Origin of the sequence: Azospirillum oleiclasticum (assembly GCF_013423485.1) — a bacterium.
GTDB classification, from domain to species: domain Bacteria; phylum Pseudomonadota; class Alphaproteobacteria; order Azospirillales; family Azospirillaceae; genus Azospirillum; species Azospirillum oleiclasticum.
In genome coordinates this window covers 159539-183105 of sequence record NZ_JABFFR010000015.1, presented here as the reverse complement: position 1 = coordinate 183105, position 23567 = coordinate 159539, and the positions used below count along the sequence as shown (strand labels likewise).

The 23567-nt window shown below is 71.0% G+C and carries 26 protein-coding genes; 13 read left to right on the top strand and 13 right to left on the bottom strand.

Features of this window, described 5'->3' with window-relative positions:
* The first annotated feature begins 298 nt into the window (after positions 1-298).
* The 3 genes from HL658_RS18265 to HL658_RS18255 all read left to right on the top strand — a co-directional run bounded on the left by HL658_RS18265 (position 299) and on the right by HL658_RS18255 (position 4143).
* Complete coding sequence (locus HL658_RS18265; protein ID WP_180284930.1) at positions 299-2182, top strand: methanol/ethanol family PQQ-dependent dehydrogenase; 1884 nt, start codon at positions 299-301, stop codon at positions 2180-2182.
* Positions 2183-2368: 186 nt separating this feature from the next.
* Positions 2369-2824, top strand: coding sequence for a c-type cytochrome (locus HL658_RS18260; protein WP_211109783.1), 456 nt, complete (start codon positions 2369-2371; stop codon positions 2822-2824).
* 11 nt (positions 2825-2835) lie between these two features.
* Positions 2836-4143 carry a quinoprotein dehydrogenase-associated putative ABC transporter substrate-binding protein gene (locus HL658_RS18255; protein WP_180284931.1) on the top strand — a complete coding sequence of 436 codons (1308 nt, stop codon included), beginning with the start codon at positions 2836-2838 and terminating at the stop codon, positions 4141-4143.
* Positions 4144-4148: 5 nt separating this feature from the next.
* Here HL658_RS18255 and HL658_RS18250 read toward each other — a convergent pair whose 3' ends face one another.
* On the bottom strand, positions 4149-4745 hold the full coding sequence (locus HL658_RS18250; protein WP_246337678.1) for a hypothetical protein: 597 nt from the start codon (positions 4743-4745) through the stop codon (positions 4149-4151).
* Positions 4746-4810: 65 nt separating this feature from the next.
* Between HL658_RS18250 and HL658_RS18245 the strand changes: the two genes are divergently transcribed.
* From HL658_RS18245 to HL658_RS18220, 6 genes are read left to right on the top strand one after another with little or no spacing between them, the layout of a single operon-like run.
* The gene (locus tag HL658_RS18245; protein WP_180284933.1) at positions 4811-5299 is read left to right on the top strand and encodes a DUF3280 domain-containing protein; all 489 of its coding nucleotides are present in this window, start codon (positions 4811-4813) and stop codon (positions 5297-5299) included.
* Positions 5300-5339: 40 nt separating this feature from the next.
* Positions 5340-5762 (top strand): dihydroneopterin aldolase, encoded by a 423-nt coding sequence (locus HL658_RS18240; RefSeq protein WP_180284934.1) that lies wholly within the window; start codon positions 5340-5342, stop codon positions 5760-5762.
* Positions 5759-6385, top strand: coding sequence for an amino acid kinase family protein (locus HL658_RS18235; RefSeq protein ID WP_180284935.1), 627 nt, complete (start codon positions 5759-5761; stop codon positions 6383-6385). The genes HL658_RS18240 and HL658_RS18235 overlap by 4 nt, the downstream gene beginning before the upstream one ends.
* Positions 6378-7805: a DUF6513 domain-containing protein gene (locus HL658_RS18230; RefSeq protein ID WP_180284936.1), complete on the top strand. Its 1428-nt coding sequence runs from the start codon at positions 6378-6380 to the stop codon at positions 7803-7805. The genes HL658_RS18235 and HL658_RS18230 overlap by 8 nt, the downstream gene beginning before the upstream one ends.
* Positions 7802-8380: a DUF447 domain-containing protein gene (locus HL658_RS18225; protein WP_343055191.1), complete on the top strand. Its 579-nt coding sequence runs from the start codon at positions 7802-7804 to the stop codon at positions 8378-8380. The genes HL658_RS18230 and HL658_RS18225 overlap by 4 nt, the downstream gene beginning before the upstream one ends.
* Entirely contained in the window at positions 8377-9078 is a 702-nt protein-coding gene (locus tag HL658_RS18220; protein WP_180284938.1) for a (5-formylfuran-3-yl)methyl phosphate synthase, read from the top strand. The genes HL658_RS18225 and HL658_RS18220 overlap by 4 nt, the downstream gene beginning before the upstream one ends.
* A gap of 2 nt (positions 9079-9080) precedes the next feature.
* On the opposite strand, the gene HL658_RS18215 is transcribed toward HL658_RS18220, so the two are convergent.
* The 12 genes from HL658_RS18215 to HL658_RS18160 form a co-directional block, all read right to left on the bottom strand.
* Positions 9081-9452 carry a hypothetical protein gene (locus HL658_RS18215; protein ID WP_180284939.1) on the bottom strand — a complete coding sequence of 124 codons (372 nt, stop codon included), beginning with the start codon at positions 9450-9452 and terminating at the stop codon, positions 9081-9083.
* 14 nt (positions 9453-9466) lie between these two features.
* Positions 9467-9646 (bottom strand): hypothetical protein, encoded by a 180-nt coding sequence (locus HL658_RS18210; protein WP_180284940.1) that lies wholly within the window; start codon positions 9644-9646, stop codon positions 9467-9469.
* 90 nt (positions 9647-9736) lie between these two features.
* The gene (locus tag HL658_RS18205; RefSeq protein ID WP_180284941.1) at positions 9737-10552 is read right to left on the bottom strand and encodes an ABC transporter permease; all 816 of its coding nucleotides are present in this window, start codon (positions 10550-10552) and stop codon (positions 9737-9739) included.
* The gene (locus tag HL658_RS18200; protein ID WP_180284942.1) at positions 10549-11340 is read right to left on the bottom strand and encodes an ATP-binding cassette domain-containing protein; all 792 of its coding nucleotides are present in this window, start codon (positions 11338-11340) and stop codon (positions 10549-10551) included. The genes HL658_RS18205 and HL658_RS18200 overlap by 4 nt, the downstream gene beginning before the upstream one ends.
* The gene (locus tag HL658_RS18195) at positions 11337-12305 is read right to left on the bottom strand and encodes a PQQ-dependent catabolism-associated beta-propeller protein (protein WP_180284943.1); all 969 of its coding nucleotides are present in this window, start codon (positions 12303-12305) and stop codon (positions 11337-11339) included. The genes HL658_RS18200 and HL658_RS18195 overlap by 4 nt, the downstream gene beginning before the upstream one ends.
* A gap of 37 nt (positions 12306-12342) precedes the next feature.
* Positions 12343-13530 carry an ABC transporter substrate-binding protein gene (locus HL658_RS18190; RefSeq protein WP_180284944.1) on the bottom strand — a complete coding sequence of 396 codons (1188 nt, stop codon included), beginning with the start codon at positions 13528-13530 and terminating at the stop codon, positions 12343-12345.
* Positions 13527-14351, bottom strand: a complete 825-nt coding sequence (locus HL658_RS18185) for an ABC transporter ATP-binding protein (protein WP_343055190.1) — start codon at positions 14349-14351, stop codon at positions 13527-13529. The genes HL658_RS18190 and HL658_RS18185 overlap by 4 nt, the downstream gene beginning before the upstream one ends.
* Positions 14352-14426: 75 nt before the next feature.
* Positions 14427-15239: a formylmethanofuran dehydrogenase subunit C gene (locus HL658_RS18180; protein WP_180284945.1), complete on the bottom strand. Its 813-nt coding sequence runs from the start codon at positions 15237-15239 to the stop codon at positions 14427-14429.
* Positions 15236-16132: a formylmethanofuran--tetrahydromethanopterin N-formyltransferase gene (gene fhcD, locus HL658_RS18175; RefSeq protein ID WP_180284946.1), complete on the bottom strand. Its 897-nt coding sequence runs from the start codon at positions 16130-16132 to the stop codon at positions 15236-15238. Before fhcD ends, HL658_RS18180 begins: the two co-directional genes overlap by 4 nt.
* Positions 16132-17793, bottom strand: a complete 1662-nt coding sequence (locus HL658_RS18170) for a formylmethanofuran dehydrogenase subunit A (RefSeq protein WP_180284947.1) — start codon at positions 17791-17793, stop codon at positions 16132-16134. The genes fhcD and HL658_RS18170 overlap by 1 nt, the downstream gene beginning before the upstream one ends.
* A complete protein-coding gene (locus HL658_RS18165; protein WP_180284948.1) occupies positions 17787-19019 on the bottom strand; it encodes a formylmethanofuran dehydrogenase in 1233 nt (410 codons plus the stop codon). The genes HL658_RS18170 and HL658_RS18165 overlap by 7 nt, the downstream gene beginning before the upstream one ends.
* 10 nt (positions 19020-19029) lie before the next feature.
* Complete coding sequence (locus HL658_RS18160; protein ID WP_180284949.1) at positions 19030-19407, bottom strand: 4a-hydroxytetrahydrobiopterin dehydratase; 378 nt, start codon at positions 19405-19407, stop codon at positions 19030-19032.
* Positions 19408-19541: 134 nt separating this feature from the next.
* On the opposite strand from HL658_RS18160, the gene HL658_RS18155 reads away from it, so the two are divergent.
* Genes HL658_RS18155 through mch form a run of 4 tightly spaced genes read left to right on the top strand, consistent with a single transcriptional unit; the run spans position 19542 to position 23562 of the window.
* Positions 19542-20549 carry a beta-ribofuranosylaminobenzene 5'-phosphate synthase family protein gene (locus HL658_RS18155; protein WP_180284950.1) on the top strand — a complete coding sequence of 336 codons (1008 nt, stop codon included), beginning with the start codon at positions 19542-19544 and terminating at the stop codon, positions 20547-20549.
* Positions 20550-20577: 28 nt separating this feature from the next.
* Positions 20578-21477 (top strand): NAD(P)-dependent methylenetetrahydromethanopterin dehydrogenase, encoded by a 900-nt coding sequence (locus tag HL658_RS18150; RefSeq protein ID WP_180284951.1) that lies wholly within the window; start codon positions 20578-20580, stop codon positions 21475-21477.
* Entirely contained in the window at positions 21452-22585 is a 1134-nt protein-coding gene (locus HL658_RS18145) for an ATP-grasp domain-containing protein (protein WP_180284952.1), read from the top strand. The genes HL658_RS18150 and HL658_RS18145 overlap by 26 nt, the downstream gene beginning before the upstream one ends.
* Entirely contained in the window at positions 22582-23562 is a 981-nt protein-coding gene (gene mch / locus HL658_RS18140; protein ID WP_180284953.1) for a methenyltetrahydromethanopterin cyclohydrolase, read from the top strand. The genes HL658_RS18145 and mch overlap by 4 nt, the downstream gene beginning before the upstream one ends.
* Positions 23563-23567 lie beyond the last annotated feature (5 nt).

Here is a 23567-nt window from a genome sequence, read left to right as displayed (position 1 = left end):
CAGCGCACACGCCACCTGAATACCGTTTCAAAGATTATTTGCTGCAAAAACATTACCAATAAAGGTTACCAACAATTTGTGGGCATAAAGCGAATGGCATAGTGATTTCAATGGTAATATCAGAATCTTGCCTGCGCCCCGTCTTGACGTTGACTATAGCGCAATGTATCTTCCAACCACGTAATCGGATTGACCAAGCGATCGCGCTGAAATCGCCGTGTCACTCCGCACATGCTCCCGTACATCGACATCGTCGTTTTCCAGGTTGCAGCAAGCACCAATATAGGGAGGAGGCAACATGAAAGCCTTGTCGCGTTGGCTGCTGGTGTCCGCCACTGTTTTCGCCTGCGGATCCGCCTTTGCGAATGACAGCACGCTCAAGAATCAGGCGGATCCCAACAATTGGGCCCTGCAGCTCGGCAATTATCAGGGCCAGCGGTACAGCCCGCTCAACCAGATCACCACGAACAACGTCAAGGATCTGCAGGTCGCCTGGACCTTCTCGACCGGCGTCCTGCGTGGCCACGAGGGCGGCCCGATCGTCGTGGGCGACGTGATGTACATCCACACGCCCTTCCCCAACAAGGTCTTCGCCCTCGACCTGAAGAATGCGGGCCGCGTGATTTGGAAGTACGAGCCGGTCCAGGATCCGAACGTCATCCCGATCATGTGCTGCGACACCGTCAACCGCGGAGTAGCGGTCGCCGATGGTAAGGTGTTCCTGGGGCAGGCCGACAACACTCTGGTCGCCCTCGACGCCCAGAGCGGCAAGGTGCTGTGGTCGGCGAAGAACGGTGACCATACGAAGGGTGAATCGCTGACCGCGACCCCGCTGGTCGTCAAGGACAAGGTGCTGGTCGGCATCAGCGGCGGCGAGTTCGGCGTGCGCGGGCACCTCACCGCCTACGACACCAAGACCGGCAAGATGGCTTGGCGCGCCTGGTCGACCGGGCCCGACGCCGACGTGATGATCGACCCGCAGAAGACGCTGATGATGGGCAAGCCCATCGGGCAGAAGGACCTGGGCGTCAGCACCTGGCCGGGCGAGGAATGGAAGCGGGGCGGCGGCACCACGTGGGGTTGGTACACCTACGATCCCGACCTGGACCTGGTCTATTACGGCACCGGCAACCCCGGCACCTGGAACCCGGTGCAGCGCGCCGTCGACAAGGACCGCAACAAGAGCGACAACAAGTGGTCGATGACCATCTTTGCCCGCGATCCCGACACCGGCGAGGCGAAGTGGGTCTATCAGAAGACGCCCTTCGACGAATGGGACTTCGACGGCGTCAACGAGAACATCCTGGCCGACATCCCCATCAACGGCCAGCAACGCAAGGTCCTGGTCAACTTCGACCGCAACGGCTTCGCCTACACCATCGACCGCACCAACGGCGAGCTGCTGGTCGCGCAGAAGTACGACCCGACGGTCAACTGGGCGACCGAGGTCGATATGAAGACCGGCAAGCCGAAGGTGGTCGACCGCTACAGCACCTTCGCCAACGGCGAGGACAGCAACACCACGAGCGTGTGCCCCGCGGCGTTGGGCACCAAGGACCAGCAGCCGGCCTCCTACTCGCCGGACACCGGTCTGTTCTATGTGCCGACCAACCACATCTGCATGGACTACGAGCCCTTCTCGGTCGAGTACACGGCCGGACAGGCCTATGTGGGGTCCACCGTGTCCATGTACCCGACACCGAACTCGCACGGCGGCATGGGCAACTTCATCGCGTGGGACGCGTCGGCCGGCAAGATCGTGTGGTCGCGGCCGGAGCGTTTCGCGGTGTGGAGCGGCGCGCTGACGACCAAGGGCGGTGTGGCCTTCTACGGCACGCTGGAAGGTTACATTGTCGCGGTCGACATGAAGGACGGCAAGGAGCTCTGGCGCTTCAAGACGCCGTCCGGCGTCATCGGCAACATCAACACCTACACGCACAACGGCAAGCAGTACATCGCGGTGCTGTCGGGCGTGGGCGGCTGGGCCGGCATCGGCCTCGCGGCCGGCCTTGCGGCGGACACGGGTGCCGCGGCCTGGCACCAGGCGGTCCACCCCAACCGCGAGCAGGGGGCCACGACGTCCACGGCCGGCCTGGGCGCGGTGGGTGCGCACGCGTCGCTCGGCGAATACACCCAGCTCGGCGGCGTGCTCACCGTGTTCCATGTGCCGAACCGGCAGTGACGGCGACCCGTCCCCGGTGTCCTTCGGGACACCGGGGCTTCTCTTTCCAACGGAATGCCTGCGAGCCGGCGCTCGAGCGGCGTGCGATCGCGGGCGTTCCCGTTCGGCGTGTGCGCCATGACCGTGCCGTCACGCGACCCGCCGAGAACCAGCCTGAAATCCGGCCCTGAATCCGGCGAGGACTTGATGACGATGAACAGCGCAGCCCGCACGCCGCTCGGCGTGCTCGTCCTGTCGCTCTTGGGCGCCGCGGCGGTCTGGCCGGTAGCGGCGCAGGAAGACGCCCCCGTCACACCGGACGGAAACCCGACCTACATGGTGAAGGAGGGCGGGGTGGATAAGGGAACCTACAACGGCTACCGCCGCTTCCATTCGACCTGCCACACCTGCCATGGTTTCGACGCCACCGGCTCATCCTTCGCGCCGGCGCTGGTGGAATCGCTGAAGCGCCTCGACTACTACGCCTTCAAGGACGTCGTGGTGAACGGCCGGCAGACCCAGGGCGCCACCGGCGACAAGGTGATGCCGTCCTTCGGCCTCGATCCGAACGTCATGAACCATCTCGACGACATCTACCGCTATCTCAAGGCGCGCGCCGACGACGCCCTGCCCGGCGGGCGGCCGAAGCGGATGGGCGGCTGAGGGAGGCGGGCATGCTGGCCTGGATCGTGACACCGGCGGCGGCGCTCCTGTCGCTCGCCGTCCTTGCAGCGCCGGCCGATGCGGTCGAGGTGAGCGACCGCGCCTCGGTGCGCGTGTGCGCCGACGCCAACCTCCTGCCCTACTCCAACGACCGGCTGGAAGGGTTCGAGAACGAGATCGCCCGGCTGATCGGCGAGGAGTTGCAGCGGCCGGTCACCTATTTCTGGTGGCCGCAGGCCATCGGCTTCGTGCGCAACACGCTGCGCGCCCGCCAGTGCGACCTGGTGATCGGCACGGCGTCCGGCGAGGAGCTGATGCAGAACACCAACCCCTACTACCGCAGCGTCTATGCGCTGGTCTACCGCACCCGGTCGGGGATCCGGGCGGAGTCGCTGGGGGATCCGGCCCTGCGGGACGCGCGCGTCGGGATCGTGGAACGCACGCCCGCCGCCAACCTCGTGCGCCGCTACGGCATCACTCGGACCGAGCCTTACCAGCTCAACACCGACACCCGCGCCAACAACCCTGCCGCCGACGCCATCCGGGATGTGGCGGCAGGGCGGACCGACGCCGCGGTGATCTGGGGTCCGATCGCCGGCTACTTCGCGGCCCAGCAGACCGAACCGCTGACGGTCGTTCCCCTGATCAAGGAGCCCGCGGTGCTGCGGCTGCAGTTCAGCATCTCCATGGGAATCCGGGCGGAGGAGCCGGAGTGGAAGCATTGGCTGAACGATTTCATCAAGCGGCGGCAGGCCGAGATCGACCGCATCCTGCTGCGCTACCACGTGCCCCTGATCGCCGAGGACGGCACGCTGAAGACCGCGGCCGCGACGGAGCCGCCGGGCTACCGGATGGACGAGTACCGCTCGCCGGTGCCCGCCGGCCTGTCGGGTGCCGCCACGGTGACGCTGCCCGAACTGCGCGGTCTGATGGAGCGCACGCCGGATCTGCGGCTGGTCGACGTCATGCCGGCGCCGGCGCGTCCCGCCGACCGCGGCGATGGGGCGGTGTGGGTCCCGCCGCCCCGCCTGACACTGCCGGGCGCGGTCTGGTTGCCCAACACCGGCTACGGCCAGCTTTCGGACGCGCAGGAACGCCTTCTTCGCAGCGGCCTGGACGTCGTCAGCCGCGGCGACCGCGCGGCTCCGCTCGTGCTGTTCTGCGAGCGGAACTGCTGGATGTCCTGGAACGCGGCCAGACGGGCCGTGGAGTGGGGCTACAGCAACGTCCGCTGGTACTCCGACGGCACCGGCCGCTGGCAGGAGGCCGGCTACCCGCTGGAACCCGCCCTGCCCTTCGGCAGTGGCGCGTCCAACTGACCGGCTCAGTCCAGATGAGCGGCGATCGCGCGGGCGAGGCGGCCGAGCTTCTGTTCAAGCCGCACCGGCTGGTCGCATACGGCGCCGAGGTAACGCCGCCGCTCGTCGAGGATGCGCCGCTGCCACGCGATCTCCTCGCGCAGTGCCGCGGCCTCCGGCGAGTCGGGCGCCAGCCTGTCGACGCGGCCGAGCCCCTCGGCGATGCGGTCGAGCATGGCGCGTTGCCCGCGGGCATAGCGCCGGACCGCCTCGATCGCCTCGCCGCGCTCGCGGTTCAGCCTGTCGAACACCGCGGCGAACAGCGCCGTCAGCACCGTGTTCCGGTCGGCGCCCAGCGTGCCGGCGAAACGCTCGATCGCCTCCTCGTCCTTCTCGGGGTCGGAGAAGCGCTCGGTCACCCGCTGGAGGACGGGCTGGAGGACGGGCAGATCCCGCCAGACCGGCTCCATGCCCTCGATCGGGTCACCCGCCCAGATCTGGCCCGGCGACAGGGTGGGGACCAGGATCTGGACGCAGGGCCAGTCCGGGTCCTGATCGGCCGCGGCGGCGGCCGGCACCGCGAGGGCAAGACCGGCGATGATGATGATTGGCCTCACGAACATTCCAGCACTCTGCAAGCGGGCGGCCCGCTTGCCCATCCGGTCTTTCGGCTAGGGCGGACTATCCCATGAGGATGAAGCTCCTCCTCCTCCTCCTTGCGGGCCTTGTCGGGCCGGCGCGCGCGGAGCCGGCGGCCAGGGTCGTGGTGTTCGACATGGAGATCGCGGACACCAGCGGCGAGGGCGCCCATCCCGACCACCCGGCCCGGCTGCGCCGGATGACCGACCTGCTGGTGGAAGGGTTGCGGGCCACCGGCCGTTATCAGGTGCAGGCCGCCCGCGACAGTGCGATCGCAGCGGAACTGCCGCCCTCGATCCGGGAGTGCAACGGCTGCGAGCGCGAGCTGGCGCGCCGGGCGGGTGCCGATATCGTGGTAACCGGCGTCATCCACAAGATCAGCACGCTGATCCTGAACGAGCGGATTATGATGCGTGACGTGAACAGTGGCGAAGTCCTGACCTCGGCCATCGTCGATATTCGCGGCGACAACGAGCGGTCCTGGAAGCACGGCGTGGAATGGATGCTGCGCCACCGACTGCCGGCCCCCGTTCCCTGACCGCCGGCGACACGCAGGATGGCAATACCGGGAGGATCGCGTGGCCGACGACGCTCTGCTGTCCTACATGCCGTTTCCACCGGCGATGAGCCGTGTGCGTCATTACGACATCACGCTGCGCGACTACGTCGATCATTTCCGCATCGGCGTTTGGGGCAGCGAGAAGGGGCGCCGTCAGCCCGTCCGCATCAACCTGTGCGTGACGGTCCCCTGGCCCGACCCGCCGGCGACCGACGAGCTGGACGACGTGCTGTCCTACGACTACCTGATCGACGGCATCCGCCGCCTGCGCGACGGCGAGCATGTGCAGCTGGTGGAGACGCTGGCCCGGCGCATCCTCACCCTGTGCTTCTCCGACCCGCGGGTGACCAGGGCGAGGGTCCAGGTGGAGAAGCTGGAGGTCGTGCCGGAGTCCGCCGGCATGGGCGTCGTCGTCGAATGGTCGCGCGGCGAGGTGCCATGAGCGCGGCCCCGCGCTGGGTGGTGAAGCTGGGCGGCAGCCTGTGGGAGGCCCCGGAGCTGCGCCTCTGGCTCGACGCGCTGGCGTCCGCGCGGGGCGTGCGCGTGGTGGTCGTGCCCGGTGGCGGCCCCTTTGCGGACACCGTACGCGCCGCCCAGCCGCGGCTCGGCTTCGGCGACCGTGCCGCGCACGTCATGGCGCTGCTGGCGATGGAGCAATACGGCACGGCGCTCGCCGACCTGGAGCCGCGGCTCGTCACGGCGCGCACGCGCGCGGAGCTGGACGGCGCCGTCGGCCCGGCCGTGTGGCTGCCGACGCCGCTGGCCGCGGATGCCGACGTCGCGGAGAGCTGGGACGTCACCTCGGACAGCCTCGCCGTCTGGCTCGCGCAGACACTGGACGCGGAGGCGGCTGTGTTGGTCAAGTCCGCGCCGCTCGCCGGGGAGCCGACCTCCGCCGAAGCGATGGCCGCCGCGGGGGTCGTCGATCCGGCGTTGCCCGGATGGGTTGACCGCTTCCGTGGGTCCGTCTGGTGCGTCGACCGCGACGACCACCGGCGCGTCGCCGAAGCGATGGGGGGCGGGAGCCCGGTCGGGACCCGGCTGACGGGTGCGGTCCATGCCTGAGGCTGCGGGGCCCCGCCACATCCTGTTCCTCACCGGGGATCTCGCCCTGCCCCGGCTGCGGCGGTTGCTGGACTCCCTCCAGCCGCTCGGCTTTGAGGCCAGCGTGGTCAGCCTCGGCGTCAAGGTGGCGGCGCTGGCGACGACCGAGATCGTGCTGCGCCGGCTGACCTCGACGGAGGGGGCGGACCTCGTGCTCCTCCCCGGCCGCTTCCGCGGCGACCTCGACCGGCTCGAGAGCCAATTCGGCGTGCCCTTCGAGCGTGGTCCCGACGAGCTGGAGGACCTACCCCAGCACTTCAAGCGGCAGGCCGCCCCGCTGGACCTTGGCCGCTATCACACCCGCATCTTCGCGGAGATCGTCGATGCTCCCCGCCTCGACATGCCGGCCATGCTGGAGCGCGCCGCCGCCCTTGCCGCCGACGGCGCCGACGTGATCGATCTCGGCTGCCTGCCGGACCATCCCTTTCCGCATCTGGAGGATGCCGTCCGGGCGCTCCGCGCCGCCGGGTACACCATCAGCGTCGACTCCCTGTCGCCCGACGACCTTCTGCGCGGCGCCGGGGCCGGGGCCGCCTACCTGCTCAGCCTTACGGAGGGGACCGCCTGGGTGGCGGCCGAGACCGACGCCGTGCCGGTGGTGATTCCCACCACGCCCGAGGATCTGCCGTCATTGTACCGCACGGTGGACGCGATCCGCGGCACCGGCCGCCGCTGCATCGCCGACCCGATCCTGGAGCCGATCCACCACGGCTTCACCGAGTCCCTGCTGCGCTACCGCGAGGTCCGGCGGCGCTACCCGGACCTGGAAATCCTCATGGGGATCGGCAACGTCACCGAGCTGACCGACGCCGACACGCCGGGCATCAACGCCGTGCTCATGGGCATCGTCTCGGAGCTGGCCATCGACCATGTGCTGGCCGTCCAGGTCAGCCCCCATGGGCGTCGGGCCGTACGCGAGTTCGACGCCGCCCGCCGGCAGTTCTTCGCGGCCCGCGAGGCGGGCGTACGTCCGCAGGGCTTCGGCGATGGTCTGCTCTGCCTGCGCGACCGCCGCCCCTTCGTCAACACGCCCGAACAGGTGGCGGAGCTCGCGGCGCGCATTCGCGACCCCAACTACCGGATCGAGGTGACGGCGGCGGGCGTACACCTCTACAACCGGGACGGACACCACGTGGCGCAGGACCCCTTCGCCCTCTACCCCAGCATCGACGCGCGCGGCGACCTCGGCCATGCCTTCTACCTCGGCGTCGAACTCGGGCGCGCCCAGATCGCCTGGCAACTCGGCAAGCGCTACACCCAGGACCAGGCACTGCGATGGGGTGTCGCCGTGGACCGGCCGGTCGACGACCCCGCCGGGTTCCACGCGCCCGGTGCCACGCGCCGCAGGGACGGGCCCGGAAACGGGGGTGCGGCCCCGTGACCTTCATCCGCGAGACGATCGTCACCAGTCTGAACGTCGACGGCACCGTCCACGTCGCCCCGATGGGCGCCACCGTGACGGAGCACGGCTACATCCTGGCACCCTTCCGCCCGTCGCGCACGCTGGACAACCTGCTGGCGACGCGGCACGCCGTGATCAACATGACCGACGATGTGCGCGTGTACGCTGGCTGCGTGTCCGGCCAGCGGCGCCACTGGCCAACGCAGCCGGCGGAGCGCATACGGGGCGCCGTCCTGGCCGGCGCGCTCGCGCACGAGGAGGTGGAGGTGGCGTCGGTGGCGGAGGACGCGCAGCGCCCGCGCCTGGATTGCCGCCCCGTCCACCGTGTCAACCACCGGCCCTTCCGCGGCTTCAACCGGGCGCAGGCGGCGGTGATCGAGGCCGCGATCCTGGTCAGCCGCCTGCATCTTCTGCCGGCCGACAAGATCGAGCGGGAGATGGCCTATCTGTCGATCGCCATCGAAAAGACCGCGGGTCCGGAGGAGCGGGAGGCCTGGGGCTGGCTGGTCGATCGCATCGCCGAACACAACACCGGACGCGAGGAGAGGGCGTGACCCGCCTCCTCGCCAGCGTCGCCGACCTCGCGGAACTCGCCCTCGCCGCCGGGGGAGGGGCCGACATCCTGGACCTCAAGGATCCCGCCGCTGGCGCGCTCGGTGCTTGGCCGTCCGCGAGCATCGTGGAGGCGGTGGCGCTGGTCCGCACGTGGCCACAGAGACCGCCGCTCAGCGCCACCGTCGGCGACCTGCCGATGGAGCCGGCCCGCGTCGTCGGCCACGTCATGGAAACCGCGGCGCTCGGCGTGGACTATGTGAAGATCGGCCTGTACCCGGACGGCGATCCGGCCGGATGCCTCGACGCGCTCGCACCCGTCGCCCAGGGCGGCGCAAGCCTCGTCGCCGTGTTCTTCGCCGACCTGTGGGAGGAATTCACGCTGCTGCCGGCCGTCACGCGGGCCGGCTTCGCCGGTGCCATGCTCGACACGGCGGGAAAGGGAAGCGGCAGCCTGCTGCGCCATAAGGACGCGTCCGCGCTCCGGCGGTTCGTGGAGGAGGCGCGCGCTCCGGGCCTGCTGACGGGGTTTGCCGGCAGCCTGACCCTGGCCGACATTCCCGCCCTGCTGCCGCTCCGGCCCGATTACCTGGGCTTCCGCGGGGCGCTGTGCGCGGGTGGGGACCGGGGCGGTGTGCTCGATACGGCCGCGCTTGGGGCCGTACGCTCGGCCATCCCCGGCCCCCGCGCCGTCGCGTAGGGTTACTGCCCGGTGCCACCCTGCGGCGGCTGTTGCTGCGACGGGCTCTGCGTCGATCCGCTGCCGCCCTGGGTGACCGACCCGCCACCGATCACGCCCTGCCGCTGACCCGCCAGCGAGTTGTCGGGCATGGTGCCGGTGGGGGCCGAGGACGAGCCGGACGAGCCGCCCGGCGTGCCGGTCTGCGGCGTCGTCCCGCCGCCCATGGTGCCTTGGCGCTGGCCGGCGAGCGAGTTGTCGGGCAACGCCCCGGTCGGGTTCGTCTGCTGCGTGTTGCCGCCCTGGCCCGAGGTCTGGGCGACGGCCGCACCCGCCGCGACGGCGAGGCCGGCGGCCATCAGGGATGCAATGGTGGCTTTGTGAAAGCTCCGCATGACTATGCCCTCCGTCAATCCACGTCGATCGGGCGCTTGCCTTGGCCGGACTTCTCGCCCATGTGGCCGATCTCGTCCTTCGCCCACTGCTCGGTCGTCTGGTCGTGACCTTCGTCCTTCTTGAAGGACTGCTTGTCGCCGAGGACGCCCCCGCCGCCGCGCGGCTGGTCCTGCGGTTTCCGGTTGTCCGCCATCGTGCATTTCCTCCTGTGGATCCCGGCCGGCTCTGCTGCTGGCTGCGGTCCGATCCCTTCAACCGGAAGGCGATGGCGCGGGTTCCATCCTCACCCCTGCTCGGCCGGCCCCCCGCGCCGCGCCCAGAAGCCACGGCCGGGGTCGTAGGCCAGGATGGCCGCACCCAGGAAGACGGCGAGCGCCCCCGCCACCACCAGCAGGGACACCGGCTGGATCTGCAGGTACAGCGCGAAGCGGATCAGCTCGACCACGTGGGTGAAGGGATTGACTCCGGCGACGACGGCAAGCCACGGGCTGCCCTCGCGGATGCGCCACAGCGGATAGAGCGCGGAGGACGCGAAGAACATCGGAAAGATGACGAAGTTCATCACGCCGGCGAAGTTCTCCAGCTGCTTGATGAAGGACGACAGCAGCAGCCCCAGCGCGCCCAGCATCAGCCCCGACAGCACCAGCGCCGGCAGCACCGCCAGATAGCCCATGGGCGGCGGCCGGAAGTCCCAGAAGGCCGCCACCGCGATGAAGACGTAGGCCTGCGCGATCGACACCAGCACGCCCGCCAGCAGCTTGCACAGCAGCAGGTACCAGCGCGGCAGCGGGCTGACGAGCAGCGTCTTCATGCTGCCCATCTCGCGGTCGTAGACCATGGACAGCGAGCTCTGCATTCCGTTGAAGAGCTGGATCATCCCGACCAGCCCCGGCACCACGTACTCCTCGTACAGGATGTAGGTCTCGTAGGGCGGGATGATCGACAGGCCGAGAACGGCGCGGAAGCCCACCGCGAAGATGGCCAGCCACACCAGCGGCCGCACCAGCGCCGCGAAGAAGCGCTCGCGCTGGTGCACGAAGCGCAGCCCCTCGCGCACGATCACCGCGCGCAGGCAGCGCGCGTACAGCGCCGGACTCATCCCCGCCCCCCTCCCGTCAACGCCGCGAAGGCCGGCTCCAGCGCGGGGGCGCCCGCCCTGGCACAGACCTCCGGCAGCCGGCCGGCCGCCAGCACGCGGCCGCCGTGCAGGACCACCACCCCGTCCTCGGGCCGCGCCTCGTCCATCAGGTGGGTGGCCCACAGCACCGCCAGCCCCCGCTCCCGGCAGAGGTCGTGCACATGGTCGAGCACCTGCCGGCGCAGCGCCACGTCGAGCCCCACCGTGGGCTCGTCCAGCAGCAGCAGCGACGGCCGGTGGAGCAGCGCGCGGGCGATCTCCACCCGCCGCCGCTGCCCGCCCGACAGGGTGCGAACCCGGTCCTTCGCGCGGGGGGCGAGGCCGATGCGCTCCAACTCCTCCGCCGCCCGCTCCTCGACCATCGACGCCGGCAGGCCGTGCAGCCCGCCGTGGTAGCGGAGATTCTGCAGCACGGTCAGGTCCGGGTCGAGCGTCGGCTGCTGGAACACCACACCGATCCGGGCCAGCGCCTGGGAGGGCTGGAGCCGCATGTCGAAGCCGAAGACGCGGATGGTCCCCTGCCGGGTGTTGTAGAGCCGCGTGATCAGCGAGAAGAGCGTCGTCTTGCCGGCACCGTTGAGCCCGAGCAGGACGGTGAAACGCCCGGCCGGGATGGCGAAGGACACGTCGTCCAGCGCCTTGCGGGAGCCGAAGCTGTGGCTCACCCGCTCCACCGCCAGGACGGCGGACGCCGGATCCGCGGGGGCGGCCGGCTCCGGCGTCCGTAGGGGCTGCGCGCCGGCGGTCACGGCTTGACGATCACGCCCCAGGGCGCGCCGCCGACCGCCACCGACTTGATGACCCGGCCACGCTCCATGTCGAGCACCGACACGTCGTTGCTGACGCCGTTGGTGGTGTAGAGCCGCTTCTCGTCGGGCGACAGCGCCAGGTTCCAGACGCGCTGGCCGACCAGGTGGTACTTCGTCACCTCGAACGTGGTGACATCGATCTCCGCCACCCGGTTGGCCGGGCCCAGCGCCACGAAGGCGCGTTGCCCGTCGCGCGTCATCTGGATGCCGACGGGCTGGATGGATTCCTTCGGCACACCCTGCACCTGGAAGGCGATCTTCTTGACGATCTTGCGGGTGGCTGTGTCGATGACGCTGACGGTACCGCCGATCTCCGCCGAGACCCAGACGAAGCGGCCGTCGGCGGTGAAGTTCGCCACGCGCGGCCGCGCGTCCACCAGCACGTTGTCGGTGATCTTGTGCGATGCGGTGTCGATGAAATGCGCCATGTTGGTGGTCTCGGAGGTGTTCACCAGGATCTTGCCGTCCGGGCTGATGCCCATGCCCTCCGGCTCCACCCCCACCTGGATCTCGCCGACGATCTTCTTGGTCGTGGTGTCGAGGACGGAGACCATGTTGTCGTCCTCGTTGGCGATGTAGAGGTGCTTGCCGCCCGGCTCCAGCACGAACAGCTCGGGGTCGGGGCCCGAGGGCATGCGGCCCACCACCTTGCGCGACCCGACGTCCACCACGTCGATGCGGTTGTCGTCGCCGATGCACACGTAGATGAGGGTCATGTCCTGGTTGAAGGTGATGCCGCGCGGCCGGCGGCCGACCTTGATGGTGCCGGTCACCTTCAGCGACTCCCCGTCGATGACGGAGATGCTGTTGCCCTTCTCGTTGGAGACGAAGATGGTGTCGGCCTGCACCGGCAGGGCGACGGCGAAGCCGGCCAATGCGAGCAGGATTCCTCGGATCATGGTCATGGGGTCTCTTCCTCCCTTGTTATGGTTGGTGTCGTCCTCAGCGCGCCCGGCAGCGGCTCTCCGGCCGGTCGTCGCCGATGGTGTCGAGTTCGGAGAACTGGTGCAGGAAGCCCGGCTGCGGGGAGACCGACACCAGCATGCGCGGCCCCGCGAGCAGCACGGGCTGGCGGAGCTGCCCGTCCCATTCCCGGAAGCTCAGTCCCTGTCCCTTGAAGGCCGGCAGCGCGAAATCCGGCCCACGGATGAAGGCAGCGAGCGTCGCGGCATCGCCGGAACGCGTGCGCGTCGCCGCCTCCCCCACCGCCCGCACGGCCATCCAGGCGGTGTAGTCGCGCGGCCGCATCCAGCGCCCGGCCTGCCGTTCGAAGCGGCTGTGGAGCTGCGTCGCCCCCCACTGCTCGTGCACGCGCGACCACGCGGTCGGCACCAGCCCGTGCGTGCCCGTCACCAATCGCGGCAGCCAGGTGCGGTAGGGCAGATAGTCGCCGAAGGCGTCCGCCTCGTCCGCCACCACCAGCACGTCGTGCTCCGGCGCCTGGGTGAAGGTGGGGATCTCCGTCTGGGCGGTGACGTGGCCGGTGTCCACCCGCCGGTTCGCCTCCTCGAAGGTCCAGCCCTTTTCCTGCACGATGCGGGCGCCGTAGCGCTTGGCGGCGCGGCGCAAAGCCTCGGCATAGGCCGCATCCTCCGGCGCGCGGCCTACCACCAGGAACCATGTGGACCAGCGGCGGAAGGCGAGATACTGAGCGAGCGCGTCGGCCAGCATGCGACGGCTGGGAGTCACGTGCAGCAGGTTGGCGGCGCAGCGCTCGTTGCGAAGCTCGTCGTCGGGAGCGCGGCTGTTGAAGACCAGCATGTCGCGCGCCTCTGGCGTGCCCATGACCTCCAGCAGCGCATCGGCCCTGAGGTCGGCGACGAGAAGCCGGATGCCCTGCCCGGCGAGGCCGCGCACCGCATCGGCGACGCTGCCATCCTCCTCCACCACCGTCTCGACCAGTTCGAAGCCGATATCGAGGAATCGGCCGGTCGTGTTGTTGTCGGCCAGCGCCAGGCGGGCGCCCTGCACCCCTTCGTCGTCGGCCACCGGCTCCAGGAAGGTCAGGGGGATGCGCGGCTCCTCCGCGCGCGTCAGGTAACCGATGCGGACCACCGTCGGGTCGGCGGCCCAGGCGGGCGCGCCCAGCAGCAGGGCACCCACGAGGATCAGCCGGCTCAGCGCTGTCATGACACACCCTCCAGGGTCGTGGCGTGGTCGTGGCGGAGGTCGGCCCGGAGCGCGTCCACCCGGCGTTCGTCCAGCCGCTCCTCCGGCGTCAGGTCGATGGGCAGGTCCAGCAGGACGCGGGCTGGCGGGCGCGACAGGAAGAGGACCCGGTCGGCGAGCGTCACCGCCTCGCGCAGGTCATGGGTGACGAACAATACTGTGGCGGGCAACACGGTGGCGGCGTGCGTCCGGCGGATGCGCACCAGCAGGTCGCGCAGGTTGCGGGCCGTCGGCTCGTCGAGCGAGACGAACGGCTCGTCCATCAGCAGCAGGTCCGGCTCCACCGCGAAGGCGCGGGCGAGCGCCACCCGGCGGCTCATCCCCACCGACAATCGCTGCGGGTACGCCGCCCCGTGTTCCTCCATCCCGACCTCGCGCAGCCAGCGCGCGGCGCGTTCCCTGGCGTCGGCCTTGTCGTGCAGGACCAGCTCGATGTTCTCGGCGACGGTGCGCCAGGGCAGCAGCCGGGGATTCTGGAAGACGTATCCCAGCACCGCCCGCCGCCCGCCCGGCAGCGTCACGCCCCCGCCGAAATCGCGGTCGAGCCCGGCAACAAGGTTGAGCAGTGTGGTCTTGCCGCAGCCGGACGGGCCGATGATGGCGTGGAAACGGCCGGGCGTCAGCTCCAGCCGGAGATCCTTCAGCACCGTGCGGGCCGGGGTGCCGCCCCGCGCGGGGAAACGCTTCGAACGGACGTCGATGATCAGATGTTCGCCCAGCATCGGAACCGGCGGGCGGACCGCCCCGCCTTTCGGGATCGTCGCAGGCTCGTCGAGCGTCACGCGGGCATCCTCCCTGCGGGGTGTCGTCTTGGTTGCGAATCCCCGGACTGATCTGGTGATGCGGTGGCGCGCAGGCTACGCCTCCGAAAGTATGAGGAGCTCCCCACGACCGCCGGCCGAGCGATCGCCGATCAGCCGCCGGGCACGTGTTCCGGCGACCGGGAAGCCCGCCGGCCAGGAGCCGTGCACCCGCAGCTCCCGCCGGAGAAGCTCCAGGAACAGCCAGTCGTTCTCCCCGCCGTCCACGAAACCGGTCGGCGGAGGATCGGGCGCCCGGCACAGCAGGAACGTGCCGCGCCGCATCGCGGCCGCCGGCTCCGGCCCGCAACCGCCACCGACCACCACCGTGCCAGCGATCATACGGGCACAGCACAGCGCACCGACATTGCCCTGAATCGTGACGAGCCCCCGCCGCATGCGCTCACCCACCCGGTCGCCGGCGCTGCCGCCGACCGTAACCGTGCCGCCGCCCATGCCCTTCGTTCCGCCGGGGAGCGGGGCTCCCAGGAAATCACCCGCATCGCCAGCGACCATCAGCCGGCCGCCCTGCATGGCCGCGGCGGCGTGGGCGCCGCAGCGTCCCTCGACGATCAGTGTGCCGCCGCGCATGGCACGGCCGGCCTGGTCGCCGCAGTCCCCCTCCACCAGGATCTCACCCTCCGCCATGCCCGCCCCGACCGCGTCGAGCACGGCGCCCTCCGGGCGCAGGATCAGGCTGCCGGACGGGCCGCCGTCGCGGATGTCGAACAGCGCGTCGAGGGGGTGCCGCTCACGCCCGCAGATGACGGTGACGCCGGCACCGTCGCCCGCCAGCCGTCCGGGCAGGACCCCCGTCAGGTCGATGGGCGGGCCGGCGGGCTCCCGCACAGTGAGGATATGGCCAGTCATGCCATCACCTCGTGCAGGTGGAACTGGTGGCGGCCGAGCTTGCCGCCGTAATTGCCGGCGGTCACGGCGACCACGCCCGCCGCGGCCCCGAGCCCCGCCGTGGCGGCGATGCCGGCGCGCATGGCGGCGGTGATCGCCTGCGGGTTCACCGCGTCGATCACCAGCTCCAGGATGGAGCCGACCCCCTCCGGCACCAGCGAGTGAACGGCCGGGCGCAGCGTCGGGCAGAAGGCGGTGTTGGTGGAGGCGATCAGCCCCTTGTACTTGGACCCGATCTTGGAGCCGGAGCGGACAACCCCGCCGGGGAAGGGAAGGATGGCCCCCGGCACCTCGCGGATCGCCATCACCGCCGCCTGCGCCGCCACCAGAGCGGCGTGACGGTCGGCCGCCAGGATGATGAAGTTGCCGCCGCCGACGCCCTCGACCACCGCGGTGGTCGCCTCGCACAGGAATTCCCCGTCCATGACCGGGATGCGCCAGTAGCGTCGGCCACCGATGCGCTTGGCGATCTGCCAGCCGTCGCCGAAGTAGCGCAGGCTGTTTCCGAGCGGGATCGGCGGCCCGTCGCGCAGACCCGCGTAGCAGGCCGATCCTGGGGAGGTCATGACGCATTGGCCGACGCGGCGCACCACCTGCTTCGCCAGCTCCTCCCTGGAGACGGAGAAGAGCAGCACGGCGGCTCCCGGCCGGCCGTCCGGCGTCTCCTCCGGCGGCAGCAGCCGCTCCACCGCCGCCTCGCAACCGCAGCCGATGACCGAGGTGGCGAAGCCGGTCATGCTCACGGCCGCCGCCTGCACCCAGGCCGGACTGTCGGCGGTGACGATCAGCCGCGTGCCCAGCATGGGGAAGGCCTCGGCGAAGGTCTCCTCGATCAGGACACCGTTGAGCCGCATCAGAAGACCCCCGGTCGGCAGAGATGGCGGACCAACCCGTTCCCGCCGCGGATCTCGTCCTCGCCGATGCGGAAATGCACGGCCTTCAGCCCCATCCGCTCCTCGAAATGGCGGGCGACGCGCCGCTCGATGGCGGGGTCGTAGGCGGGCTCGACCACATGGGTGCGGCCCTCCGCCATCGCCACCACCTCGCCGCGGCGGACGATCAGCCGCCCGTCCTTGAACACGAGATCCGGCGTCTCGAACATCCGGCGGCGGTCGGCATCGTCGGTGTAGACGACGATGTCGGCCGCCGCTCCCGGTCCGAGATGCCCGCGGTCGGCGAGGCCCAGGATGCGGGCGGGTGCCGCACGGGTCATCGTGGCGATCTCGCCCAGCGAGTACTCGCGCCTCAACGAGCCGAGGATGGTGTGCTTCGGCACCTCCGGGTGCAGCTCGGCCAGCTTGGCGAGGCGGTAATCGCGGTCCATCAGCAGCCGGATCAGCTCCGGATAGCTGGTGAAGGGGCCGCCGTTTGGGTGGTCGGTGGTCAGAAAGACCCGCCAGGGATCGCCGATCAGCAGGAACAGCTCCAGCCCGATCGCCCATTGCAGCGCGTTGACGAAGGCCTTGTCGCGGTAGCGGAAGGGCACGACGCCGCAGCCGGCGTCGCATTCGATGTCCATGACAGCCCACTTCTTCGGGTGGGCGAGGCGCGTGTTGGACATCTGCGCCATGGTGTCGGCGGACGCGGTGACCGTCTGCCCGAACATCACTTGTCCGACATCGACGGAGATGTTGGGCCGCGCGTTCACCACCTCCGCCAGCCGCGCCGCGGCGGAGGAAAAGCGCCGGTCGCCCTCCAAACCGTAGCTGTGGAACTGCACGTGGGCCAGATGCAGCCGCAGCCCGTCCGCCGCCCCGATGCTGTCCAGCGTGGACTCCACGTTGCCGGGAACGCCGAGGTTGAAGCCGTGCAGGTGCAGCGGATGCGGGATGCCGAGCCGCCGCACCGCCGCCGCCAGCGCCGTGAGGACGCGGCGCGGGGTCACGGCGTGGAAGGGACCGGGCTCGTCCACCTCCAGCCGGCGCTGGTTGTACTTGAAGGCGTTGATGCCGCCTGGGTTCACCGCCTTGACGGCGAGGCTGCGGGTGGCGTTGACGGCCCAGCCGACATAGTCGGCGATCTCCTCCTCCCCCGCGCCCGACGCCAGCATCTCCAGCAGAAGATCGTCGTTGCCCAGCACGACGTAGGCGCCGGTGTCGATCAGCGGGATGTCCGCCATCTCCAGATGCGCGTGGCGGGCGTTGCTGGGCAGCATGGCCGGTTCGAAGGCGGCGGTGTAGCCCATGCGCGCGTAGCGGCAGCCGGTGACGTGGGCGGACGGGCTGGCGACCCCGCCGCCGCAACGGCACAACCCGTCCGCGGCCACCGCCGTCGCCCGGTGCTCCTCCGCCATCAGCAGGCGGGCGATGTTGACCTTGCCGCCGGCGATGTGGCTGTGGATGTCGATGGCTCCGGCCATCACCATCTTGCCGGCCAGATCGACGGTCTCGTCCGGCGCCGCACCGCGGCCGGGGTCGCCGACGATGCGGCCGTCCCGCACATACAGGTCCATGACGACGCCGTCGCGCCCGTTGGCGGGGTCGTAGACGCGGCCCCCCGACAGCTTCGTCAGCATGCGGCGGTCTCCGGCTGGAGGGCGGCGGCGATGGACCGCAGCACAGACGCCGCCGTGGGCAGCCCGCGGTCGATGAGGCGGCCGGCGCGCAGGGCGACGACCGTATCGGTGCGGAAGATGTGCGCGGCATGGTCGATGCCGGGCGTGCCGACGGGGAGCCACACCGCCGGCTCGGCGGCCACGGCTGTGCCCGGCGGCGCCAGCACGATCACCCCGCACCCCGGCGGAAAGGCCGGCACCGCCGTCCCGAAGGCGGACACCCAGAGGATCACGTCGGCAGTCTCGGCAAAGCGCGCCCAGGCGAAGCGGTGGGGATCGTGCAGCGGCTCGCCCCCGGCCAGGGAGACGCGCAGCGGCACGCCGAACTGCCAGGTGCAGACCTGGTTGGCACCGACAAGATTGTCGTGCCCGGTCAGCGGCAGCCCGGCGCAGCGGGTGTGCCGGTTGACGGCCGTCACGAGATGCACAATCCGCTCGACCGCAAGGTCGGCGTGCGACCCGGTGAAACCGGCGGCGGCCCAGGCCACCACGGCGTAGCGGGCACCGCGCACCCGCTCCGCCAGGGCTCCCATCTCCGACTCAGCGCCCGCCGGGTCCTCCAGGGCAGACGCCAGCGATGCGGCGTCGCCCGGCACCACCGTCACCGGCCAGCCGGCGAGAAGCGTACGCGTCTCCGCCATCGGCTCGCCGCCGAGGAACACGACCTCGCGTACGGCCGGCTGGAAGGCCGGGGCCGGCAACACCCAGCGCTCGTACAGGCGTGGGTGGAAGGCGGCCGGATCGGGGCCGACCACCACCAGCAGGTCGCAGCGGTTGCGCAGCTCCGCCAGCGTCGTTGTGATCCAGCCCGTCCGTTGCATCACCGACAGGTTGCGGTACAGGCCCTCGGAATGGACATGGTCGACCACGGCGCCCAGGCGCTCGGCGAGCGCCAGCGCCGCGCGTATGCCGTTCACGTCGGCCGCAAGCCCGGCCACCAGCGGCGCCCGGCTGTCAGCCAGCGCCCGGACGGCCGCCCGCACCGCTTCCTCCGGCGTCGCGGCCACTCCGGCCACCCGCGGCGGTTCGGCTGCCATGCTGGAGGAGACCGTGCGGCCAAACGCGTCCCGCGCGATCGGGCAGTCGGTGGAGGTCACCGTCAGTCCGCCGCCCGGCGCCTCATCGATCGCCAGATCGTCGCAGCCGAGGCCGCAGAACGGACACACGACGTCCCTGTGGGTCGCCATGGCGCGGCTTTCAATCATACTTGATGTAGGCGAAGCGCGGGTCGTCGCGCGGCGTGCCTTCCAGGGCGCCGCCGTCGCGGGCGGGCTGCCACTGGATCACCTCCTCGATCTTGGACGCGAGCTGGAAGTCCTTGTCGGTGATGCCCTTGGCGGAATGGGTCATCAGCCGCACCTCGACCCAGGCGTAGGAGACGGTGAGGTCGGGGTGGTGCCAAGCAGCCTCCGCCAGATGGCCGACCGCGTTGACCACCATCAAGGTGCCCTTCCAACTGTTCGTCTTGTACTTTCGCCGAATCCAGCCGTCTTTGAGCCGCCAATGCGGTAGTATTCTCTGCAACTGATCTTCGATTTCCGCCTCGGAATACGCTCGTTCCTGCGCATCGGCCATGTCTTCCTCCCAGAAAATGCGGCCAGTCCCGGATATCGAAAGAGGTATATACTATTGGAACGGGGCAATTTTTTGTTTGAACACTATCATGACTGAAAAAGCGACGCAACTTACCTTCAACGGATGAGGTTCTCATGCCTCGAGGCGTCGACGATTATGGGGAGGTTCGGGTCACCGCACCCGCGCGTCTGCATCTGGGCTTCGTCGATATGCACGGTGGTCTCGGCCGTCGTTTCGGCAGTCTCGGCCTGACGCTCGACGGGATCGCCACGACCGTCCGCGCGCACCCGTCCGACCGGCTGACCGCGGCCGGTCCCATGGCCGACCGCGCGCTTGCCGCCGCCCGTCTGCTGGGCGAGCGCCTGGGGCTGTCGACGACCGCGGCGCTGACGGTGGACCAGGCCATCCCGCAGCATGTCGGTCTCGGCTCAGGCACGCAGCTCGGGCTCGCCGTCGGGGCGGCGCTGGGGCGGTTGCGGGGCGAACCGGCCCGCATCCAGGACATCGCCGGGGTGCTGGAGCGCGGCGCGCGCTCGGGCATCGGCATCGGTGCGTTCCGGGATGGCGGTGTGATCCTGGACGGCGGGCGCGGCCCGGGACCGGAGCCGCCCCCGGTGATCGCCCGGCTCCCCTTCCCCGAAAGCTGGCGCGTCCTGCTGATCCTGCACCGCGACGGGCAGGGGCTGCACGGCAGCGCCGAGGCCGCGGCCTTCCGCGACCTTCCGCCCTTCCCGGCCGCGGCCGCGGCGCATCTCTGCCGGCTCACGGTCATGTCGGCCCTGCCGGCGCTCGCCGAAGGGGATGCGGACGGCTTCGGCCGCGCGGTCGGCGAACTGCAACGCACGGTCGGCGACCACTTCGCGCCCTTCCAGGGCGGCCGCTTCACCAGCCCCGACGTGGCCGCGGTGCTGGGGTGGCTGGAATCGCAGGGCATTCCCGGTGTCGGGCAGAGCTCCTGGGGCCCCACCGGCTTCGCCATCGTCGGCGACCCCGACCGGGCGGAGGCGCTGCTGGACACGGCGCGGCGGCGCTGGCGCGGATCGCCGCTGACCTTCCGCCTGTGCCGCGGCCGCAACCGCGGCGCGGACATCGAACCGGCCGTCCAACCAGCCTTCGGCCACGTGAACGCCACGAACGACTGACCCGCCCACCGGCCGCGGGAGGCTCCCGATGCGCGCACCCTACATCCTGCACATGCTGACGCCGCTGAAGCACGTCAGCCCCTTCGACGTCAACATGGCGGCCGATGCCGGCCTGACCGTCCTCTTCCCCCACACGGGGGTGGAAGCCGGGGAGGTCGCGTCCCTCACCCAGGACGCCATGTTCTCCCGCGATCCGGCCAACGCGGCACGGACCGGGCTGTTCATCGGCGGACGCGACGCGCTCCTGGCGCTGGAGATGATGGACACGGCACGGGCGGCCATGTTCCCGCCCTTCACCATCTCGGTGATGGTGGACCCGTCCGGCGCCTTCACCACGGCCGCCGCCATGGTGGCGGTGGTGGAGCGCGCGCTGCGCCGCGCCGGAGCCGCCGACGGGCTGAAGGGGCGGGCGGTGCAGGTCTATGGCGCGACCGGCGTGGTGGGCGGAATCGCCGGGGTAATGGCCGCCTTCGCCGGGGCCCGCGTCACGCTGGTCGGCCATCGCGGGTTGGAGCCGGTGCGAAGCAAGGCCGATGCCTTCCGCGAGCGCTTCCAGGTCGAGCTCGCCTGCGCCGACGCGCCGGACGACGCCGGCAAGGCGGCGCTGCTCCCGGATGCGGAGGTGGTGCTGGCCTGTGGCCGCGCCGGCCTGCAAATCCTGTCCGCACGCCACCTCGCCGCGGCAGGCCGACTGCTGGCGGCGGCGGACGTGAACGCGGTGCCGCCGCCCGGCATCGAAGGGGTGGCGGCGAAGGACGACGGCGCGCCGCTGCCCGATGGCCGGGGCGTCGGGATCGGCGCCCTGGCCGTGGGCAACGTCAAGTTCCGCGTCCAGCACGCCCTCCTGAAACGCATGGCCGAGGCCGATGCCGCCGTCCATCTCGGAATCCGCGAGGCCTACGATGCCGCCGTCCGGATCGCCGGCTGACGGGCCGGACGTCGTCGTGGTCGCGGTCTCCGCCCGCGCGCTCGCCGCCTCGGCGCGGCGGGCCGGCCGTCGCCCCGCCGCCATCGACCTGTTCGCGGACACCGACACCCGCGCCCTCGCCCACCCCTGCCTGCGGCTGCCCGCAACCGGCCTCGGGATCGACACCGGAAAGCTGCTGGAGGCGCTGGACCAGCCGGCGTTGCGGGGCCTGCCGCTGGTCTACGGCGCCGGCTTCGAGGACGACCCGGTGCGGCTCGCGCGCGTCGCGCTCGACCGCCCGCTGCTCGGCAACGCCCCGCTGACGGTAGCCCGCTGCAAGAACCCCTTCCTGTTCGCCGAGACGCTCGACCACCTCGGCATTCCGCATCCGGCGGTCGCGGCGGCGGTGGAAGAGCCGGCCGAAGGGTGGCTGCTGAAGCGGGCCGGCGGCAGCGGCGGGGACCACGTCGGACCCGCCCGCGGTACCCGCGCGCCGTCTGGATTCTATTTCCAGCGCCGGGTCGGGGGGACGCCGGTGTCCATCCAGTTCCTGGGGAACGGACGGCGGTCGGCGGTGCTCGGCTTCGCCCGGCCGTGGGTCTCGGCGGCTCCGGGCGCCCCGTACCGCCACGGTGGCATCGCGGGTCCGGCGCGGCTGCCACGCGGGCTCGAGACCATCCTCCGGGACGTTGCCGACGCCCTGGCGGGCGGGCTCGGGCTCGTCGGGCTCAACAGCGCCGACCTGATGGTGGACGGCGGGGCCTTCCACCTGCTGGAGGTGAACCCGCGGCCGGGCGCCTCGCTCGACCTGTTCGACCGGCCGCCGCTGCCGCCCCTGTTCGCCTTGCATCTGAAGGCCTGCGCCGGCCGCCTTCCGGACCGGCTGCCCGCCCTCGCCGGCTGCCGGGCGACGGCGGTGCTGTACGCGGCCGCACCCCTCGGGGTCGGCCCTGCGTTCCGCTGGCCGGACTGGACCGCCGACCGGCCGCATGGTCCGGCGCGCATCGCGGCCGGGCATCCGGTCGCGACGGTGCTCGCGGACGGCGCCGCCACGGCGTCGGCACGGCGGGCCGCGGTCCGCCGTCTGGACGAGCTGACGGCCGCCCTGAGCCTGGAGACGACGGCATGACCCGCGACGAACGCCCGAGCCTGGCCGCCCTGGCCGCCCCTCTGACGGAACGGCTGGTCGCCGGGGCGCCGGCGCTCCGCCTGGGGATCGACCGCATCGGGGGTGCGATGGTCGTCGATGCGGGCATCCGCCATCCCGGCGGGCTGGAGGCGGGGCGGCGCATCGCCGAGCTGTGCATGGGCGGGCTCGGCCGGGTGACCCTGGGCCCCGCGCCCGGCGCACCTCCGTCCTGGCCCTTCGGCATCACCGTGCACAGCGCCCAGCCCGTGCTCGCCTGCCTCGGCAGCCAGTATGCGGGCTGGAGCCTCGCCCATGGGGAGGGCAAGGGCGCCTTCTTCGCGCTCGGCTCCGGCCCCGGCCGGGCGCTCGCCCGGCAGGAGAGCCTGTTCGACGAGCTGGGCTACCGCGACGCGGCCGACCACGCCGTCTTCGTGCTGGAGGTGGACAAACCGCCCCCGGCGGAGCTGGTGGCCCGCATCGCGGCCACCTGCGGCATCGCGCCGGAGCGGCTGACCCTGATGCTGACACCGACCCACAGCCTCGCCGGCACGGTCCAGGTGGTCGCCCGCGTTTTGGAGGTGGCGCTGCACAAGGTCCACGCGCTGGGCTTCCCCCTCGATCGCGTGGTGGATGGCATCGGCATGGCGCCGCTGCCGCCGGTCGGCGGCGGCTTCATGACCGCCATGGGGCGCACCAATGACGCGATCCTCTACGGCGGCACCGTGCAACTCCACGTCACCGGCCCCGACGACGCGGCGGAGGACCTGGCAAGCCGCCTGCCCTCCTCCGCCTCGCGCGACCACGGCCGACCCTTCGCGGAGATCTTCGCCGCGGTGAAGGGGGATTTCTACGCCATCGACTCCCTGCTGTTCAGCCCGGCCCGGGTGACCGTCACGGCGCTGGACAGCGGGCGGAGCTTCCACGGCGGGGCGCTGGCGCCGGAGCTGGTGGAACGGTCCTTCACCGAGGTTCGCTGAACGCC

Excerpts from the sequence above, each read along its gene's own strand:
- HL658_RS18170 (WP_180284947.1), bottom strand. The coding sequence starts at position 17,793 with ATGCTGACGAAGCTGTCGGGGGGCCGCGTCTACGACCCCGCCAACGGG.
- HL658_RS18245 (WP_180284933.1), top strand. The coding sequence starts at position 4,811 with ATGAGGATGAAGCTCCTCCTCCTCCTCCTTGCGGGCCTTGTCGGGCCG.
- HL658_RS18260 (WP_211109783.1), top strand. The coding sequence starts at position 2,369 with ATGACGATGAACAGCGCAGCCCGCACGCCGCTCGGCGTGCTCGTCCTG.
- HL658_RS18215 (WP_180284939.1), bottom strand. The coding sequence starts at position 9,452 with ATGCGGAGCTTTCACAAAGCCACCATTGCATCCCTGATGGCCGCCGGC.
- HL658_RS18230 (WP_180284936.1), top strand. The coding sequence starts at position 6,378 with ATGCCTGAGGCTGCGGGGCCCCGCCACATCCTGTTCCTCACCGGGGAT.
- HL658_RS18180 (WP_180284945.1), bottom strand. The coding sequence starts at position 15,239 with ATGACTGGCCATATCCTCACTGTGCGGGAGCCCGCCGGCCCGCCCATC.
- HL658_RS18250 (WP_246337678.1), bottom strand. The coding sequence starts at position 4,745 with ATGTTCGTGAGGCCAATCATCATCATCGCCGGTCTTGCCCTCGCGGTG.
- HL658_RS18190 (WP_180284944.1), bottom strand. The coding sequence starts at position 13,530 with ATGACAGCGCTGAGCCGGCTGATCCTCGTGGGTGCCCTGCTGCTGGGC.
- HL658_RS18165 (WP_180284948.1), bottom strand. The coding sequence starts at position 19,019 with ATGGCGACCCACAGGGACGTCGTGTGTCCGTTCTGCGGCCTCGGCTGC.
- HL658_RS18255 (WP_180284931.1), top strand. The coding sequence starts at position 2,836 with ATGCTGGCCTGGATCGTGACACCGGCGGCGGCGCTCCTGTCGCTCGCC.
- HL658_RS18155 (WP_180284950.1), top strand. The coding sequence starts at position 19,542 with ATGCCTCGAGGCGTCGACGATTATGGGGAGGTTCGGGTCACCGCACCC.
- HL658_RS18150 (WP_180284951.1), top strand. The coding sequence starts at position 20,578 with ATGCGCGCACCCTACATCCTGCACATGCTGACGCCGCTGAAGCACGTC.
- HL658_RS18235 (WP_180284935.1), top strand. The coding sequence starts at position 5,759 with ATGAGCGCGGCCCCGCGCTGGGTGGTGAAGCTGGGCGGCAGCCTGTGG.
- HL658_RS18145 (WP_180284952.1), top strand. The coding sequence starts at position 21,452 with ATGCCGCCGTCCGGATCGCCGGCTGACGGGCCGGACGTCGTCGTGGTC.
- HL658_RS18205 (WP_180284941.1), bottom strand. The coding sequence starts at position 10,552 with ATGAGTCCGGCGCTGTACGCGCGCTGCCTGCGCGCGGTGATCGTGCGC.
- HL658_RS18210 (WP_180284940.1), bottom strand. The coding sequence starts at position 9,646 with ATGGCGGACAACCGGAAACCGCAGGACCAGCCGCGCGGCGGCGGGGGC.
- HL658_RS18160 (WP_180284949.1), bottom strand. The coding sequence starts at position 19,407 with ATGGCCGATGCGCAGGAACGAGCGTATTCCGAGGCGGAAATCGAAGAT.
- mch (WP_180284953.1), top strand. The coding sequence starts at position 22,582 with ATGACCCGCGACGAACGCCCGAGCCTGGCCGCCCTGGCCGCCCCTCTG.
- HL658_RS18265 (WP_180284930.1), top strand. The coding sequence starts at position 299 with ATGAAAGCCTTGTCGCGTTGGCTGCTGGTGTCCGCCACTGTTTTCGCC.
- HL658_RS18195 (WP_180284943.1), bottom strand. The coding sequence starts at position 12,305 with ATGACCATGATCCGAGGAATCCTGCTCGCATTGGCCGGCTTCGCCGTC.
- fhcD (WP_180284946.1), bottom strand. The coding sequence starts at position 16,132 with ATGCGGCTCAACGGTGTCCTGATCGAGGAGACCTTCGCCGAGGCCTTC.